The organism is Peribacillus sp. TH16 (genome assembly GCF_016651095.1).
In the GTDB taxonomy this organism is placed as follows: Bacteria; Bacillota; Bacilli; order Bacillales; family DSM-1321; genus Peribacillus; species Peribacillus butanolivorans.
This window is the reverse complement of sequence record NZ_JAEKEM010000002.1, coordinates 1,602,746-1,618,812: the sequence shown is the minus strand read 5'-3', so window position 1 is coordinate 1,618,812 and position 16,067 is coordinate 1,602,746. Positions and strand designations below refer to the sequence as shown.

The following is a 16,067-nucleotide window of genomic DNA, read 5'->3' as shown; positions in this document are numbered from 1 at the left end:
CAGAAGACTCCCTCTTCAAGCGTGTGAAGGGCGAGAGCCCAACGGTAAGGGGGAGATGAATGGCGGTTGGCATAAGCCAAAGTAATCTTTTGACAAACGTATGTTCGATGATTAATAATAACTATAAGGGGGTGAAACCAATGGTCGTAAACAAAGCTTATAAATTTCGAATCTATCCAACTAAAGAACAACTAGTTCTAATCAATACAACGATTGGCTGCTCCCGTTTTGTCTCTAACTTCTTTTTAGGCAAACAAAAGGAGAAAGATGCCTACTGGTATATTTGTGAAGAAATGAAGCAGAACGGCCAATTACCCTCTAATGAATGGAAAGGTTCTTTTCTGGATAAATACGCAACAATCAAAGAACTCCCGGCTTTAAAGAAAGAGTATTCTTTCCTGAAAGAAGTAGACAGTATTGCCTTACAGAAATCGGTGGAAAATTTAGCAGATTCCTATCCAGTCCTACACGACTAAACATACGAATGGAAATATCGGAATGATTGGAAACAAAATCAAATTGCCAAAACTCGGTCTAGTTCGTTTTGCTAAAAGCCGCGAAGTCGAAGGGCGAATCATCAATACCACAATCAGGCGGAACCCTTCGGGTAAATATTTCATTTCCGTTTTAGCGGAAACCAATGTACAAGTACTTCCTAAAAATAATCGTTCGTGCAGTGTAGATGTTGGTTTGAAGAACTTTGCTATTCTTTCAGATGGTACGGTCTATCAAAATCCAAAATTCTTCCGGACGGTCGAAAAGAAATTGGCCAAAGCACAACGGATTCCTTCAAGGCGACAAGAAATAGCCTTGAATCAAAATAAACCATTGGCTGAAGCCAAAAACTATCAAAAACAAAAACGAAAAGTGGCTATCCTACACGAAAAAATTTCAAATGCCCGAATGGATTACTTACATAAAGTTTCTACCAAAATCATCAAAAACCACGATGTTATTGGAATGGAAGACTTTGTCGAATATGATGAAAAATCACAAACTAGCTAAAGCTATTTGTGAAGTATCTTGGTACCAATTCAAAAAAATGTTGGAATACAAAGCAAAATGGTATGGTAAACAAATCGTGACCGTATCTAAAACGTTTGCTTCTAGCCAATTGTGTTCTAGCTGCGGTTACCAAAATAAAGACGTTAAAGATCTGAATCTTCGTGAATGGGATTGTCCTTTTTGTTCTACTCACCACGATCGAGATATTAACGCAGGGCTCAATCTAATGAATGAAGCCATAAGGCTTCTAACCGTAGGAACTACGGGAGTAGCCTAATTAAAAATTGGCCGATAGGCTAATGTTCTTAGGAATCCCCCACTTCAATCAGACCGTAAGGTCGATAAGTGGGGGGTAGTTCAACTATCCTTCTATTTTACCTTTTAAAATGTGACATTATTTATTCCCTCTTTGTTATCAAAACAATTCATCATAACCTTGGTTTTTAATGGAAATATCAGGTTTTTTCTGTTTACATGGTCCCCTTCATTACATTTCTTTATTCTTAACTCTTTTAAAGTAAGACAAGACTACGATGATCAAAATCAATAATATTAAAATATTCCTTACATCCTCCGATGCCTGCAACACTTGTGTCACTGAATAGGCCTCGATAAGGAGGGCGGGCAGTTTTCCAATAGATGTAGCGATGAAGAAGATTATGACACTCGTCTTACTTATTGCTGCTGTAAGATTAATTAAGCCGGAAGGTATAAAAGGAAGGAGTCTAAGCATTAGGATCATCCAAAATGCACGCCATCCTTGTGAGTTTTGTAGTTGTTTTAACCATCGGTTCTTCAAGAATTTCGGTTTGAAAGATTGAAGGCCTTTTCGATATAACCAAAGGCTAATTACTGCTCCTGCAATTTCTCCAATGTAAGATAGAATTAATCCCTTTTCAAATCCAAACACAGTGATATTGGCGGCAGTGATAAACACACTTGGAATAAACCCAAGTACACTAATTAAAATGTTTAATAATACACTTACGGCAATAGAAAATGGGCCACTTGATAATAATGCTGCAGAAATGATCTCCATATCAATCAAACAGAACTCCATTTATAACCAATACCCCAAACTGTTTTCAAATGTTGGTCTACTGGAAAACCGACATGGCGCAATTTCTCTCGAATGTTTCGGATATGAGAATCGATGGTCCGATCTTCTGTATCCGTTTTGAATCCCCATATGGTCGATAGCAGATGATCTCTAGAGTACACTTTGTTAGGGTATTTTAGAAGTAACCCTAACATAGAGAACTCTTTTGGTGTTAACGGGATGGCCTTAAATTGATAATGCGCTTCATAAGCAGATTCATTTAAAGTTATTCCGTTAAATTTTACATATCCCGCTGGATGATTGCGGACCCGTCGCGTCACAGCTTCGATTCTAGCAAGTAAAACGTCTTCATTAAAAGGTTTAGTTACATAATCGTCGGCTCCCTTTTTTAATCCTTTTACCATTTCTTCTGCCGCATCACGAGCGGTGAGCATGATAATGGGAACATCAGAAAACGCTCGGATTTTTTCACACGTTTCCCATCCATCCATTTCAGGCATCATCACATCTAGAATGACCAAGTCAGCCTGATTTTCCCTTAAGAACAAAAGCGCTTCATGTCCAGAGTTCTTCTTCATGCATGTATAGCCGTGAGGTGAAAGATATAATTCTATAAGATCAAGCATTCTCTTTTCATCATCAACTAGAACTACTGTCTTCATTTTTTTTCTCCTTAAATATAATAGTGAAGCACGTACCTTGCTCTATACTACTTTTAACTGAAATGGTTCCTCCTTGAACTTCCACTAATTGCTTAACAATAGAGAGCCCCAAACCAAATCCGCCAGTAGCTCTCGCGCGTGATTTCTCAACACGGTATAAACGATCAAAAACATGGGGGATGTCTGCTTTCGGAATTCCTACTCCTTGATCTATTATAGAGATGGAAATACTGCCAATTGATTCAATGGCTTTGATAGTAGTGACCGTATATTCATTCGAGTATTTTAGCGCATTGTCCAGTAGGTTAAGAAGAACTTGTTCAAAACGGGAAGGATCAATATCCATAAATAAATTATCCTTACACTCCAGGTTTAATTGTATATTTTTATTCGTAAAAGCAGGTAACACTTTTTCATAAACGGATTGCAGGAATGAAGAGAGAGGGACAGTTTCTTTTGAAATCGTAAATGTATTAACATCCATTCTTGCTATATTGAATAGTTCATCTAATAAACTGTTTAGTCGTTTTGACTCTTCATGGATGATCTCTAAGTATTGTGTTCTTTCTGGTATATCTAAATCTTTTCGCCGTGCAATATCAGCATAGCCCTTAATATACGTTAGTGGTGTGCGGAGTTCATGAGAGATACTTGCCAAAAATTCATTACGTTCCTTTTTTAAATAGTTTAACTCATTAGCTAAGCTTTGAATGGACTGTGCAAGTTCCCCTAATTCATCTTTTGAACGTACAGGTACAGATACAGAAAAATTCCCTTTGCTTAATTTGGTCGTTGCTTCTTTCATCGTAATAAGAGGTCTAGTCAACGCTTTTGATAGAAAATAAATGGTTATAAGCATAAAGAAAAGGAGCAATAAAGTAGCAAAGAGAAAATGTTTGTTCAATTGAGAGATTAAATCTTCAACATCTCCGGTATTTTTGAACATATAGACATAGCCTTCATTTACTTTATCGCTGTTAAATGGTGTAACGGTGGCTATATATCTTTCTTCCTTCCAACTTGATTGGATGATTAGACCTTTTCTTGGTACTTGGGAGAGGTCCTTTTTTAAGATTTTCTTCATTCCGCTATTGACCTTTTCAGACGATAATAGGATATCGCCTTTTGTATTCGTAATCACAACATCTGTATCGGTATGTGATTCCATCAGGCCGATGTGATGAAGAGTTGAATTGTCATAAGAGATTTCTAACACGTCACGATGACTATTGCCACGTGACTTTAGTGATTCTAATTCTTGATTGATACGAGAATGAACTACTTTATTGTGTAAATAAATCATGGAAACAGTTTCTATTAAGAAAATGCATACAAACATCCATAAACCTAATTTAAAAGAGATTTTCACGTGTATTCACCTTCTTATTTATTGAGAACAGTGTATCGTAAAAGTATGAAGAAAGTATGCAGATTTTTATATACCTTATCCCGTTACAAAGTTTAATAAAGTAGAAATTAACATTCGCTGAGACATAGTTACTTAAATAACGATAATCTGAAGTGTAAATTGTTGCAAGGGGGACCATAAGCTTTCCATACAAGAAAGGGTTGGAAAATAAAACTCCGAGGAAATCGGGAAATAATATTTTAGTCTATACAAAATGTTTTGCATAAAGGAAACATTTTATTGTGATTGAATAGAATGTAAAAAAAGGAGCTGATTTAAAATGTGTTGTACAAACCGTACGCAAAGAAAAATAATGGTTTATTCCGCTTTATTTAAAAAAATGGGTATTCTCAATGAAGAGGAATACAAAAATATCGCGAAAACTTTTCAAACGAAGTATTGAGCATTGGGTATTCATAAGTTTTTATTCCACGTTGAGCAGGTTGTAAAACCCCCACCTTTAAATTTCGAATAAGGCGGGGGACTGTCTGTAAAAATCCACATTTGTTCACACATTGATGTTAATTACATACTTATTGAAAAGGGTCCGCCAAAATTGGGAGCCTTTTTGCTGTAGATTGATTGTATGAAAACTATTATTCTTAAGAAATAGTTTGAAGGAGTTGCTTGTGTTGCATCATTAAAGTTGGAATTATTCTAATCGTGCAAACGTTATTTATTACCCTTATGGGGATATTAGGCTATTAATCATTTATTAAGAAAACTGCCGAGGAATCGGCAGTTTTTTTGTGAATCGGAAATCGGTGTTTTAAATTGATGAGGAAAAGGCAAGTTTTGTTGTGATCCGGTGGTTTTCTCTGCGATAATAGAATAAATGAATCGAAAAGGAGTTACAAAGGATGGCAGAGGACTTTAAGATTCCCAGCTTAAAAGTTGATGAGATCGATAAAAAAATCATTTCGATTTTACATGAAGATGCACGAATTTCATATACGGACTTAGCAAAGAAAGTGGAACTTTCTAGAGTAGCGGTTCAAATGAGAATTAATCATCTTGTTGAAAACGGTGTGATTGAAAGGTTTACTGCGGTCATTAATCCAGCTAAGGTCGGTATTCAGGTTTCTGCGTTTTTTAATGTTGAGGTCGAGCCTAAATATTTGGAATCGGTGGCCAATCAACTAGAGAATGAACCAGCAGTGACGAGTTTGTATCATATGACTGGTCCAAGCAAGCTTCATATGCATGGGATCTTTACTGATAATCAAGAGATGGAACGCTTTCTTAATGAAAAGTTGTATGCGGTCAAGGGGGTTGTGAGCGTTGATTGCCAAATTCTCATTAAACGTTATAAGAGCCGGATGGGAATGAAACTTTAATAAAAAAAAAATCCACCATTTGGTGGATTTTATTATTTATGTGAGAGGGATGATAAAACCGCCGTATGCAAAGGCAAGAATGATCACGAATGCTGGGTGAATTTTGAACTTGCCTAAAGCTAAGAAGGCCAATCCTGCGATGATAAAGGAATGGATGTAACCGATGGACCCGACAGCATCAGCGGCCATATTCCATGTGAGCAATAACATCATGATCGCAATCACGGGCTGCACAAGTAGGGACATGCCTTTTACGATGGGTGATTGCTTGTATTTTCGCAGGATTTTTAATAAATAGATCAAAGCCACTGCTGAAGGGATGATGGTGCCTGCCAATGCAGCTAAAAATCCTGGCCAGCCATATACATCATATCCTACATAGGCGGCTATTTTGGTGGCGATCGGTCCTGGGAGTGAATTTCCTAATGCAAGCATTTGTGAGAACTCGGTATTATCAAGCCAGCCGTAACGGGTGACAATTTGATCATACATAAGCGGAATCGAGGCTGGACCTCCGCCGTAGCCAAGAATATTGGCTATGAAAAACGCTAGAAAAACAGCGACACCAATAGGGATGATAATAAGACCCATTACGCGGATTCCTCCTTCCTATCAACCTTTTTATTTTTCAATCTATCTTTTAATTTAAAATGAAACGCCCCATATAAAAGGAAAATCATAATGACAATACCCGGATGCAAGGATATGATCTGCAGAAGGAAAAAGGAAATCGCAAAAAAGGTGATTCCGAGTACTTTTCCTAAACCTTTTACCGCCTTTTCGCCAAACTCATAAGCCATTTGACCAAGCATGACGGCAACAACTGGCATTACAGCAGCGATCATATTGCTGATTATGGCTGAATTACTTAAAACATTAATGAACGCAATCAAGAAAACCATCGCAAAGCAAGAAGGTAATATATGAGCTGCCACACTAACGAGGGCTCCCGGCCAGCCTTTTAATTTATAACCAAGATACGCTGCCATTTTAGTGGCAATCGGTCCTGGGAGTGTATTGGCGATCGCCAAGGTGTCCCCGAATTCATCATCGTCGAGCCAATGATAACGGGAAACTGCTTCGTGACGGATGAGAGGAATTACAGATGGTCCCCCGCCGAATCCTAAAATCCCCGTTCGCATCATCCCAACAGTTAATTCCGTATATGGATTTTTCACAAAGATTCCTCCTGTTTTTGTATTGAAATTAAGAATTAATTTCCATGATTATGTATTTATAATAACAAAACTAGTTTCAAAATGTACATATAATTTTAATAATAATTACGAAATGAATGATTTTTTTGTATTTATTAAGATAATAGACAATATAAACGAAAAAATATCATCTTTTTGTCTAGAAAAGGCGAATTTAAATTACGTATGAAGAAGAAATAATTTATATACAATTACGGTTTGTTTTTTGAAAATTCAAATAAATAAAAAGAGGGGACTTACATGACTAAATCCATAATTGGAACGAAAAGTTTGGTGGTAAGCCCTCATTATCTAGCATCGATGGCAGGGAATAAAATTCTCGGGAGGGAGTGCTTTTGATGCGGCAGTCGGTTCTTAATGTAATAAACGGTATGTTGAGAACAGCATGTAGCTTTGAAACAAAGATTGGTCAAATTAATACAAGGAACCTTGATAAATGAACAAATTGAAAGAGCATGTTTTGAAAAAAAGTTTGATCAAAACATGCTCTTAATATATTCAATTGAATGATTCCTCATAAATCGTTTTAATAACATAACCAGCTATTAATTTTCTCTTCAAAATCGTGCTCCTTCCAAGCAACAATTGCGCTCATTTCTCCTAACTGTGATATTTGATGTTGGAATAACATATCTCCTAAAAAGTATCCCAGTCGACTATGTCCAAATTTTTCCCCTCCATTTATAGAAAACCACTCACGATAAATATCTTGGGGAGTACAAGTAGCAAGATCTTTTGCAAACCCCAGTTTAACATCTTGTTTATTCGATTCTGCAAATGACAACCACTCATAACCCCCATCGTTAAAAGAAAAATAAATAGTAGGGTGCAAATCAGGTACTGTTCTCCTAGAAAAATGTGTAGCTGCTCCTTCCTGATAAAGCCAAGTAAGAGGGCTGTTCCACTGAATTTTTGTCCAGTCAATTCCTTTGTCATTTGAAATAATGTTATGTGTAACGTGACCAAACTCGTGTGCAACAATGGTTTTTAAATGATTAGGTTCTGGTGATAATTTTTCTAAAGCAAAAGTTATATTAGGTATGATTTGACGATATGTATAGGCATTAGAACCGAAGCCCCCAACTATTAAATTTACTTCAATTGGAAAGGATACTTGATATATACTAAAATATTCTTCCTCTATTTCATTTATGATAGGTACAATGTTCTCGTGAGTTTGCTTTATGGTTGAAAAAATTTGAGGATATTTTGATATTGATTGTTTATGCCTTTCTTCATTGTCTTTGCAATGATATAAAAAGTATTCTTTAAATACATCGGGATATTCATTGTAATAGTGCCTTAAAAATCTTAAAGAAGGTAGATAGTTATTTACAAAAAACGGTATGGTATCTATGATTTTCAAGTGAATTCCCCCAAAATTTAAATATCTATCACTAATAACAAGTCTATAGATTTTAATAAAGCTTTTCCCTGTCTTTTTCTTCAAAACAAAGTGGATATCCTCTTTTTCGCTAAACTGTCCCTTTAGCTCTATAAGAAAAAAGCAATCCTCGCTAAATGAAGTAAACCACCTGTTAGTTGAATTAGAAAATGTTATCCAATCAAGAGGTCTTTTTGGACTCAAATCTTATTTTCGTTCATAACAGGAATGCTTCCCTTTTTTCAAAATGCTAAAAAGTGATTAATCTATTTAAAATGCCGGAGAAGGATGTAATCTTCTCCGGCATTTTAATTAACTCCCCCGATATACCTGATAACCCCATGGGGAAACGAGTAAGGGCACATGATAGTGAGAGGCGGGGGAGGAAAGTCCAAAACGGACGGGAACTTGGTCCAAAAAGGGTCTTAAATTATTGAAATTTGTTTTTTGATTTAGGTTCCACACATAATCACCTGTCAATGTAATGTGTTCCCAACCAAGTGGGGATATATGTTGTAAATATTCCTCTGGAATGTCCACGCCTTTTGCACGCAAAGCATCTACCGCACGTGATATATATACCGTATTCCATAATACATTAGCTAAAATAAGAAGTTGCAAACCGTCGACTTTTTGTTATGTTTGGATTTTAAAAGACTAGTTTCTTTTCTGCGTCACATACGGATAAATCGGATCTCTTAATTCGAAGTCATACGTTTCTCCATTCACAATTCCTACCACCCTCTCACTGTCATATAAATCTAGTAAGAAACCGGCCATTTGTTCAGCTGTATGGAACTTAGGAACAAAACCATCATATTCAAAATTATCAACATTATAGGAGCGTTTCGCAAATTCGGTCTCTGTTGCAGCAGGAGCCAAGACTTTTGCTTGCATGGCTGCTCCTTTTCCTTTCAATTCTTGTGCTAGACCTTCTGTAAAGGCACTTACATAGAACTTTGTCGCGCAGTAGGTCACAGCATCGGCAACAATCCGGTATCCTCCTCCTGAAGAAATATTAATGATTTGCGTTCCATCAACATCTCCATAGTCACGTACATAAAGAGAGGACAGAACGGTTAAGGCTTCAATATTCAAGTGAAGCATCGTCTCAATTTTATTTAAATTTTGTTCCCCAACGGAAGCAAAGTTTCCAAAACCAGCATTGTTGATCCAAGTCTCGATCTGATAATCCTGAAGACTTTCGTAGAATTCATAAACATTTGCAGTAACAGATAAGTCAACAATTCGAATGACAACATCCAGGTCTGCGTTAATGTCAGCCACTTTTGATTTTAGCTTTTCCAATTCCTCCGTTCTGCGAGCTGCTATGATTAAGTTTTTCCCACGAGCCGCAAAAGCAAGGGCCGTTTCATACCCAATTCCTGAACTGGCACCCGTAATAACTGTATATTTCATATAAATCCCTCCTGAATTTTATCCAATTGATTTTATTGTGAGCGAACTATGAGTTGATTATAATGATTAGAGTAAACTCTAAGTCAAGAAAAAATTAATGTGGAGGTTTCTTATGCACAGCATTGGTGAAGTGGCTAAAATTTTAGGGATAAGTACACATACATTGCGGTATTACGAAAAAGAAAAAATTATAATTCCTGTTCGTGATGCCAGCGGAGACAGGCGATATAACGATACACATATTAAATGGCTGCAATTTGTTATCAAGTTAAGAGAAACACAAATGCCTATCGCGAAAATAAAGAAGTATGCTTCATTAGTTTTAGAAGGAGAACATACCACACTAGAGCGATTAAGCCTTTTAGAAGAACATAAAGACTCTATTAAGAAACAAATCAGAACGTTAAAAGCTGTAGATGAGATGCTTGAATATAAAATTGTGGCTTACAAGGATTTCATCAGTAAACGAGATTAGATGCAGTCTCTATAGGGTGTTATACCAGCAAAACGCGGAAAACATATGCTAAGCAAATTTGTCTAAAAATCTATACCAAAAACGGTGGTTCCGGGAGCTGGATAGTTTTGTTTCGGAAGTAATCGCCAATATGAAAGACGATTTCGTAGTTTCCCATTTTTGTATTTTCTGCGGTTAGGAGCGGGGCATGATGCACAGGTATTTGGAACAATGTGCCCAACTTGCTTGCTGTTTGTTCCGAGTCAGGGGGGAATCAGCCACTCACCTAAGGAGTTTACTAGTGTTCCAGATTTGGAAAGGGGAATCGATGTTTTAAGCGAAATACTATATAGATTAGCCTATTAAAGGGAGCTGAGGAAAATGGCATTTTCAGAATTACATACACCGATGAGGACAATCATGACTCCAGGTCCAGTCGAGGTGGATCCGCGTGTGCTAAGAGCGATGAGCACACCTATATTAGGGCAATTTGACCCCGCATTTACTACAATCATGAATGAAGTGATGGAAATGCTTCGGTTGGTTTTTCAAACGAAAAATAAGTGGGCTTTTCCAATTGATGGTACATCAAGATCCGGCAATGAAGCGATCCTTTGCAGCATCATTGAACCGGGAGATAAAGTTCTGGTTCCTATTTTCGGAAGATTTGGTCATTTGTTAGTTGAAATTTGTGAACGATATGGAGCGGAAGTCCATACGATTGAATGTTCATGGGGAGAAGTGTTTGATCCGCAAGTGGTCATTAAGGAAATCAAGAAAGTGTCCCCAAAAATAACCGCGATTGTTCATGGAGAAACTTCTACGGGATGTATGCAGCCGTTGAAGGAAATCGGGGTGGCCTGCCGTGAATTGGATGTCTTGCTTGTGGTCGATGCGGTTGCTTCCATCGGCGGAACAGACGTAAAGGTAGATGAATGGTGTATTGATGGATTAATAGGCGGGACGCAAAAATGCTTGTCTGTTCCTTCAGGGATGGCGCCGATTACCTATAATGAAAGAATTGAAAAAATCATTCAGTCTCGTAAAAAAGTGGAACGTGGGATTGCGACAGAAGAGGACCGCCAAAAGGTCTTGAGCCACCGTCCCATCACCAGCAATTATTTCGATTTAAGTATGCTGCAGGATTATTGGGGCCCGCGCCGCTTGAATCACCATACAGAGGCAACTTCAATGATTTATGCGTTACGTGAAGGGTTGCGCCTTGTACTTGAAGAAGGATTGGAAAAACGCTTCGCTCGTCATAAACTCCATGAATCCGCCCTCGTTGCAGGGGTCAAGGCAATGGGATTAACGTTATTTGGGGATAAGAAAAACAAACTTCCATGTGTAACTTGTATCAGAATTCCAGAAGGTATCGACGGGGAAGCGGTACGAGGTATGCTGTTGAATGAATTCAGTATCGAGATCGCCTCCTCGTTTGGTCCGCTTCACGGAAAGATCTGGAGAATCGGCACCATGGGATTTAGCTGTCGGAAAGAAAACATTCTCTTTGTGCTAGCTTCCTTAGAAGCCGTTCTTTTACGCCAGGGTTTCGAAGTGAATCGAGGAGAAGCTTTACAGGCTGCACTTGATGTATATGTAGGGAAGACAGAGAAAGTGGGTGTAGGTAGGAGTTCTATTTGATTTTTTTATTATGAAGGAGTGATGTTAATGTCAACATACGACCTTATTATCCGCGATGGTTACGTAGTTTTACCTGATGAAGTTAAGAAAGCTGATATTGCGGTACATAATGGGGTGATTGTTAAGGTTGGGAATCAGTTAGATAGTAAAGCTAATGTAGAGTATGAGGCGAAAGGTTAGTACATTTTTCCGGGTATGATTGATGTGCATGTCCATTTTAGTGAACCTGGTCGCGCTCATTGGGAAGGTTTTGATACAGGGTCGCAAATGATGGCTGCGGGGGAAATGGTTAAAAGTGATGGACTCCAGAATTGTAGTTAATAACTAGTCAGAAAACTTTTGGAATCCGTACAACTGTAGCGATAGTCATTTTAAGTATTATTTTTTGAATCCAGTTATCTATTACCCTCCTATATATGTCTTGTTAAAGGCCTATCTATCAGGGAGAAAAAGCCAACCGGACAGGTCGACTGACATGTCCGGTTTTAATAATGCTTTATTCATCTTGTTGAACAAAATAATGATTCTTCCGATATACCATCGCTTCCATGGTTGCGATTAGTTCCTTTTCATTTAGGACTTCGATTTTGTACCATGCGAGTTTGTGATTTTTCTTTATTTCTTTTGCATTTGCAGTTAAAGTCTCACCACGTTTGCCAGCGGATATAAAGTTAACATTGGTTGTGACGCCCACTGCTATTTTGCCGTATGAATTGCTCGCAGCTGCGAATACGTAATCCGCAAGTGAAAAGATAATTGCCCCGTGAACCGTTCCGTGTGAATTGAGCATGCGGTCGTCAGGGATTAATTCAGCTTCCGCTGTGCCAGGCCCAAGTTTTGTCAGTTTCATACCGAGAAAAGATGCAAATGGTTCGTCTTTAAGCACTTGCTTAATTTGATCATAATGTAATTCATGAATATCCTGATCATCTAATTGAATGGTCATGGAAATCCTCCTTTCTTCTAATGGTCTTTCGCTGAGCTTATCCCAAATCCGGTGTTAGATTTGAAAAGTACTTCCGGAAATTTATTTTCCTCTTCTTTTGCTTTAGACAACACTGTCCCTAAATATGCACCAATAAAACCAAGTGGCACGGTGAAAATGGTCGGGTTGCTCATTGTGAAGAGAGGATTCCCTGTGAAAATACCAATTCCAGGTTCCGGATTCCATACATTCGGGCTGAGCATAACTAATATAAGAGAACTGAGTAACCCGAATAACATGCCGGTGATCGCTCCAGTTGCATTAAATCGTTTCCAATAAATTGTACAAAGGATAATTGGCAAGTTGGCACTTGCAGCGATTCCTAATGCAAGTACAGAAAGGAAAGCGACGTTCAACGATTGTGCAAACAAGGCAAGCACGATTGATATAACAGCTACACTAACTGATGCAACACGGGCTACAAGAATTTGCTGCTTTTCAGTTATTTTTCCGTCTTTAATAATTTCACCATAAATGTCATGTGCGAAAGCGGACGCAGACGTTAAAACAAGACCGGATACAACCGCTAAAATAGTGGCAAATGCGACGGCTGAAACGAAAGCGAACAAAAATTCACCGCCCACGGTTAATGCGAGGAGTGGCGCTGCCATGTTTCCAGCAGAGTTTGCTTCAACGATGCGGTCAAATCCTACGAAAGAAGCAGCTCCGAATCCTAGGAAAATAGTCATGATAAAAAATAAGCCTATAAACCATGTGGAATATACTACCGATTTTCTTGCAGTAGCCGCGTCCTTTACTGTAAAGAAGCGGACGAGCAGATGGGGAAGGCCAGCTGCGCCCAGGACAAGTGACATATTAAATGAAATCATGTCAAGTCCATCAGTGTATTTATTGCCTGGATTTAAAAAATTGTTTCCAAGAGGTGTTGCTGTTTGAACATGGTGGAACATTTCAGAGATGTTAAAATTAAAGCGGGAAAAAACAATAAAGGTCAACACAGCGGAACCGCACAGTAAAAGAACCGCTTTGGTGATTTGCACCCAGCTTGTCGCTCTCATCCCGCCGAAAATTACGTAAATTGTCATCAATACACCGACGAGAAGAACGGATAGCCCGTAATCGATGCCGAGCAACAGTTTAATTAATCCACCAGCACCAACTAGTTGTGCAATCATGTAAAAGATTGAAATGACAAGTGTGTTCGCGGCAGCTATCCCACGTACTTTTTTTGATTTGAAACGCGCTGAAATCATGTCTGCCAGCGTATATTTTCCCAAGTTACGCAGTGGTTCTGAAACAAGATACAATAAGACGAGAAATGCAACAAGGTTCCCGATGCTCATATAAAAGCCATCGAAACCGATTAGTGCGATAGCTCCTGTAATTCCTAGGAAAGAAGCAGCTGACATAAAGTCACCGGCCACGGCTAATCCATTTTGCCAGGCAGTCAATCCGCCACCTGCTGTATAAAAATCACTTGCGTTTTTCGTCTTTTTAGAAGAATAATATGTTATTGTAAGCGTTAACAAAATGATGCCTAAAAAAAGCGTAAGAGATAAAGTGCTCATTCGCCAAGCTCCTCCCGATATTTAGTTAAAATATTCTTTGCCATCTTGTCGTACTTCGCTGATTTCTTAATATAGACAATTCCTCCGATCCATACGACAGCAAATTGGAGAAGTGCGTACACCCATGCCCATGTAATATTGAGAAAAGCTTCGCCCTTTAATACATCTGTATAGGCAGCTAAAACAGGCAGGACAAAATAAAATGTAAGAAAGAATAGAGTGACTGGTACAATGAATGCTTTTTTCTTTTGAAGTAAATCTTTGAAATCTTCTGTTTCAATTAATTTACGATACTGAATCTCTCTGTCATTGCCTTTGATTAAATGATCTGTTTTTACTGGCGATTCCATAATAATATCCCCCTTGAAATTATAATACGATTTTTAAACGAGTTTATCTAAATTTGATATATATCAATGTAAAAGTATCATAGTCAGAAAGTTATGTAAATTTAAAATTAAATTTTTTGTTAATTTTGCTAATTTTGTTAATTTCAAAGAAAACATTATTGACAACGTATAAATGGCGTATTAATCTTAAAAATGAAACATAACAATAATTAATATTCCGTTTTTATATCGTTATGAAAAAGGGGTCGGATGAAGAACGAGCAAATAAGGGGGACTGAAACAATGTACAATCCAGAAGTTGAAACAGCTACGCGTGCTGAAATGGAAAGATTACAAGTGACACGCCTTAAAAAAACGATAAGCCATGTATATGAAAATGTACCTTATTACAGAGAGAAATTTGAAGAACTGGGTCTTAACCCAGAAGATATTCAACAGTTAAGCGATATTACAAAGCTTCCATTTACAAAAAAACAGGTTCTGCGCGATCAATATCCTTTCGGTTTATTCGCGGTTCCTATGGAAGATGTAACACGTATACATGGATCATCCGGAACAAGCGGGAAGCCGACAATTGTCGGATATACGAAAAATGATTTGGAGAACTGGGCAACTATCGTCGCGCGAGGAATTGTCGCTGCGGGAGGGCGGAAATCGGATATTTTTCATAATGCATACGGATATGGTCTGTTTACAGGCGGACTGGGTCTTCACTATGGTGCAGAGCAGTTAGGCGTTGCAACGGTTCCTATTTCAGGTGGAAACACAGATCGTCAAATTACCATTATTAATGATTTTAAACCGCGAGGCATTTGTGGTACTCCCTCTTATATTTTGAATATTGCTGAAAAGATGGAAGAGATGGGGATTGACCCAGCTGATAATGGGCTTGAGTATGGAATTTTCGGAGCTGAGCCATGGTCAGAGGAAATGAGAGCTACTCTTGAAAAGAAACTGAACTTGAAAGCGGTCGATATTTACGGTCTAAGTGAGATTATGGGGCCTGGTGTTGCTATTGAATGTCATGAAGCACAGGATGGACTTCATATCGCAGAAGATCATTTCCTTGTTGAAGTAATCAACCCGGATACGCTTGAACCCGTAGAGGACGGAGAAGATGGAGAACTTGTTTTTACTAGTTTAACAAAGGAAGCGCTACCAATTATTCGATATCGTACAGGTGATATTGCTTCCATTACTCATGAGCAGTGTAGATGCGGACGTACGACAACAAGAATGTCCCGTGTTAAAGGCAGGACGGACGATATGATCATAGTAAGAGGCGTGAATGTATTCCCATCTGAAATTGAGCGTGTGCTGTTCCAAATGGAGGGGATTGTTCCTCATTATCAGATTCATCTTATTAAGAAAGGTAACATGGATAGTGTTGAACTGCATATTGAAATTGAAAGCGGTTTCTATAAAGGTATAGATGGAGACTTAACACATGAAAATGTACAAAAATTAAAGAAGGCGATTCAGCACCATATGAAATCCACATGTCTTGTAACAATGGATATTGTTGTTAACATCCCAAAAAGCATTCCGCGTTCAGAGGGAAAAGCCATTCGTGTTGTTGACAAGCGGAAAGATGCTGTGATTAATGCATAACT

General features: G+C 38.2%; 16 protein-coding genes and 4 pseudogenes. 8 read left to right on the top strand and 12 right to left on the bottom strand.

Annotation, left to right across the window (positions count from 1 at the left end; all coding sequences use genetic code 11):
- The first annotated feature begins 140 nt into the window (after positions 1-140).
- Positions 141-1,282, top strand: a pseudogene (gene tnpB / locus JFV29_RS07840) (IS200/IS605 family element RNA-guided endonuclease TnpB).
- Between the two features lie 210 nt (positions 1,283-1,492).
- On the opposite strand, the gene JFV29_RS07835 reads toward tnpB, so the two are convergent.
- The 3 genes from JFV29_RS07835 to JFV29_RS07825 are packed head-to-tail and all read right to left on the bottom strand — an operon-like array spanning position 1,493 to position 4,096.
- Entirely contained in the window at positions 1,493-2,044 is a 552-nt protein-coding gene (locus JFV29_RS07835; protein WP_242486837.1) for a TVP38/TMEM64 family protein, read from the bottom strand.
- 5 nt (positions 2,045-2,049) lie between these two features.
- Positions 2,050-2,727: a response regulator transcription factor gene (locus JFV29_RS07830; protein WP_201182264.1), complete on the bottom strand. Its 678-nt coding sequence runs from the start codon at positions 2,725-2,727 to the stop codon at positions 2,050-2,052.
- Positions 2,705-4,096 (bottom strand): HAMP domain-containing sensor histidine kinase, encoded by a 1,392-nt coding sequence (locus JFV29_RS07825; RefSeq protein WP_342366512.1) that lies wholly within the window; start codon positions 4,094-4,096, stop codon positions 2,705-2,707. Before JFV29_RS07825 ends, JFV29_RS07830 begins: the two co-directional genes overlap by 23 nt.
- Positions 4,097-4,995: 899 nt before the next feature.
- Here JFV29_RS07825 and JFV29_RS07820 point away from each other — a divergent pair.
- Positions 4,996-5,472 (top strand): Lrp/AsnC family transcriptional regulator, encoded by a 477-nt coding sequence (locus JFV29_RS07820; protein ID WP_053344757.1) that lies wholly within the window; start codon positions 4,996-4,998, stop codon positions 5,470-5,472.
- Positions 5,473-5,508: 36 nt separating this feature from the next.
- Here the strand turns inward: JFV29_RS07820 and JFV29_RS07815 are convergent, their stop codons facing one another.
- Positions 5,509-6,063: a chromate transporter gene (locus JFV29_RS07815; protein WP_201182262.1), complete on the bottom strand. Its 555-nt coding sequence runs from the start codon at positions 6,061-6,063 to the stop codon at positions 5,509-5,511.
- Positions 6,063-6,650 carry a chromate transporter gene (locus JFV29_RS07810; protein ID WP_201182260.1) on the bottom strand — a complete coding sequence of 196 codons (588 nt, stop codon included), beginning with the start codon at positions 6,648-6,650 and terminating at the stop codon, positions 6,063-6,065. Before JFV29_RS07810 ends, JFV29_RS07815 begins: the two co-directional genes overlap by 1 nt.
- Positions 6,651-6,929: 279 nt before the next feature.
- Between JFV29_RS07810 and JFV29_RS30245 the strand changes: the two are divergent.
- A pseudogene (locus JFV29_RS30245) lies at positions 6,930-7,038 on the top strand (hypothetical protein); the annotation flags it as partial.
- Between the two features lie 177 nt (positions 7,039-7,215).
- On the opposite strand, the gene JFV29_RS07805 reads toward JFV29_RS30245, so the two are convergent.
- The 4 genes and pseudogenes from JFV29_RS07805 to JFV29_RS07795 all read right to left on the bottom strand — a co-directional run bounded on the left by JFV29_RS07805 (position 7,216) and on the right by JFV29_RS07795 (position 9,492).
- Complete coding sequence (locus JFV29_RS07805; RefSeq protein ID WP_242486796.1) at positions 7,216-8,277, bottom strand: hypothetical protein; 1,062 nt, start codon at positions 8,275-8,277, stop codon at positions 7,216-7,218.
- A 108-nt stretch (positions 8,278-8,385) separates the two neighbouring features.
- Positions 8,386-8,553 (bottom strand): hydroxyisourate hydrolase, encoded by a 168-nt coding sequence (locus JFV29_RS31605; protein WP_446728238.1) that lies wholly within the window; start codon positions 8,551-8,553, stop codon positions 8,386-8,388.
- Positions 8,551-8,694, bottom strand: a pseudogene (locus tag JFV29_RS31600) (Tn3 family transposase); the annotation flags it as partial. The gene JFV29_RS31605 and the pseudogene JFV29_RS31600, both read right to left, overlap by 3 nt.
- Positions 8,695-8,730: 36 nt before the next feature.
- Complete coding sequence (locus tag JFV29_RS07795) at positions 8,731-9,492, bottom strand: SDR family NAD(P)-dependent oxidoreductase (RefSeq protein WP_201182258.1); 762 nt, start codon at positions 9,490-9,492, stop codon at positions 8,731-8,733.
- Between the two features lie 112 nt (positions 9,493-9,604).
- On the opposite strand from JFV29_RS07795, the gene JFV29_RS07790 reads away from it, so the two are divergent.
- From JFV29_RS07790 to JFV29_RS07775, 4 genes and pseudogenes are all read left to right on the top strand, one after another.
- Positions 9,605-9,967 (top strand): MerR family transcriptional regulator, encoded by a 363-nt coding sequence (locus JFV29_RS07790; RefSeq protein WP_201182256.1) that lies wholly within the window; start codon positions 9,605-9,607, stop codon positions 9,965-9,967.
- A gap of 177 nt (positions 9,968-10,144) precedes the next feature.
- Positions 10,145-10,312, top strand: a pseudogene (locus tag JFV29_RS07785) (M20/M25/M40 family metallo-hydrolase); the annotation flags it as partial.
- A gap of 15 nt (positions 10,313-10,327) precedes the next feature.
- Positions 10,328-11,590, top strand: a complete 1,263-nt coding sequence (locus JFV29_RS07780) for a pyridoxal-phosphate-dependent aminotransferase family protein (protein WP_201182254.1) — start codon at positions 10,328-10,330, stop codon at positions 11,588-11,590.
- Positions 11,591-11,617: 27 nt separating this feature from the next.
- Positions 11,618-11,770: a hypothetical protein gene (locus tag JFV29_RS07775; protein WP_201182252.1), complete on the top strand. Its 153-nt coding sequence runs from the start codon at positions 11,618-11,620 to the stop codon at positions 11,768-11,770.
- A gap of 316 nt (positions 11,771-12,086) precedes the next feature.
- On the opposite strand, the gene JFV29_RS07770 is transcribed toward JFV29_RS07775, so the two are convergent.
- The 3 genes from JFV29_RS07770 to JFV29_RS07760 are packed head-to-tail and all read right to left on the bottom strand — an operon-like array spanning position 12,087 to position 14,454.
- Positions 12,087-12,536 (bottom strand): PaaI family thioesterase, encoded by a 450-nt coding sequence (locus JFV29_RS07770; protein WP_201182250.1) that lies wholly within the window; start codon positions 12,534-12,536, stop codon positions 12,087-12,089.
- Between the two features lie 17 nt (positions 12,537-12,553).
- Complete coding sequence (locus JFV29_RS07765; RefSeq protein WP_201182248.1) at positions 12,554-14,104, bottom strand: solute symporter family protein; 1,551 nt, start codon at positions 14,102-14,104, stop codon at positions 12,554-12,556.
- On the bottom strand, positions 14,101-14,454 hold the full coding sequence (locus JFV29_RS07760; RefSeq protein WP_056531113.1) for a DUF485 domain-containing protein: 354 nt from the start codon (positions 14,452-14,454) through the stop codon (positions 14,101-14,103). The genes JFV29_RS07765 and JFV29_RS07760 overlap by 4 nt, the downstream gene beginning before the upstream one ends.
- A 282-nt stretch (positions 14,455-14,736) precedes the next feature.
- On the opposite strand from JFV29_RS07760, the gene paaK reads away from it, so the two are divergent.
- Positions 14,737-16,065 (top strand): phenylacetate--CoA ligase PaaK, encoded by a 1,329-nt coding sequence (gene paaK / locus JFV29_RS07755; protein WP_201182246.1) that lies wholly within the window; start codon positions 14,737-14,739, stop codon positions 16,063-16,065.
- Positions 16,066-16,067 lie beyond the last annotated feature (2 nt).

Coding starts and splice junctions, on each gene's coding strand:
- JFV29_RS07835 (WP_242486837.1), bottom strand. CDS start 2,044: ATGGAGATCATTTCTGCAGCATTATTATCAAGTGGCCCATTTTCTATT.
- JFV29_RS07830 (WP_201182264.1), bottom strand. CDS start 2,727: ATGAAGACAGTAGTTCTAGTTGATGATGAAAAGAGAATGCTTGATCTT.
- JFV29_RS07820 (WP_053344757.1), top strand. CDS start 4,996: ATGGCAGAGGACTTTAAGATTCCCAGCTTAAAAGTTGATGAGATCGAT.
- JFV29_RS07815 (WP_201182262.1), bottom strand. CDS start 6,063: ATGGGTCTTATTATCATCCCTATTGGTGTCGCTGTTTTTCTAGCGTTT.
- JFV29_RS07795 (WP_201182258.1), bottom strand. CDS start 9,492: ATGAAATATACAGTTATTACGGGTGCCAGTTCAGGAATTGGGTATGAA.
- JFV29_RS07790 (WP_201182256.1), top strand. CDS start 9,605: ATGCACAGCATTGGTGAAGTGGCTAAAATTTTAGGGATAAGTACACAT.
- JFV29_RS07780 (WP_201182254.1), top strand. CDS start 10,328: ATGGCATTTTCAGAATTACATACACCGATGAGGACAATCATGACTCCA.
- JFV29_RS07775 (WP_201182252.1), top strand. CDS start 11,618: ATGTCAACATACGACCTTATTATCCGCGATGGTTACGTAGTTTTACCT.
- JFV29_RS07770 (WP_201182250.1), bottom strand. CDS start 12,536: ATGACCATTCAATTAGATGATCAGGATATTCATGAATTACATTATGAT.
- JFV29_RS07765 (WP_201182248.1), bottom strand. CDS start 14,104: ATGAGCACTTTATCTCTTACGCTTTTTTTAGGCATCATTTTGTTAACG.
- JFV29_RS07760 (WP_056531113.1), bottom strand. CDS start 14,454: ATGGAATCGCCAGTAAAAACAGATCATTTAATCAAAGGCAATGACAGA.
- paaK (WP_201182246.1), top strand. CDS start 14,737: ATGTACAATCCAGAAGTTGAAACAGCTACGCGTGCTGAAATGGAAAGA.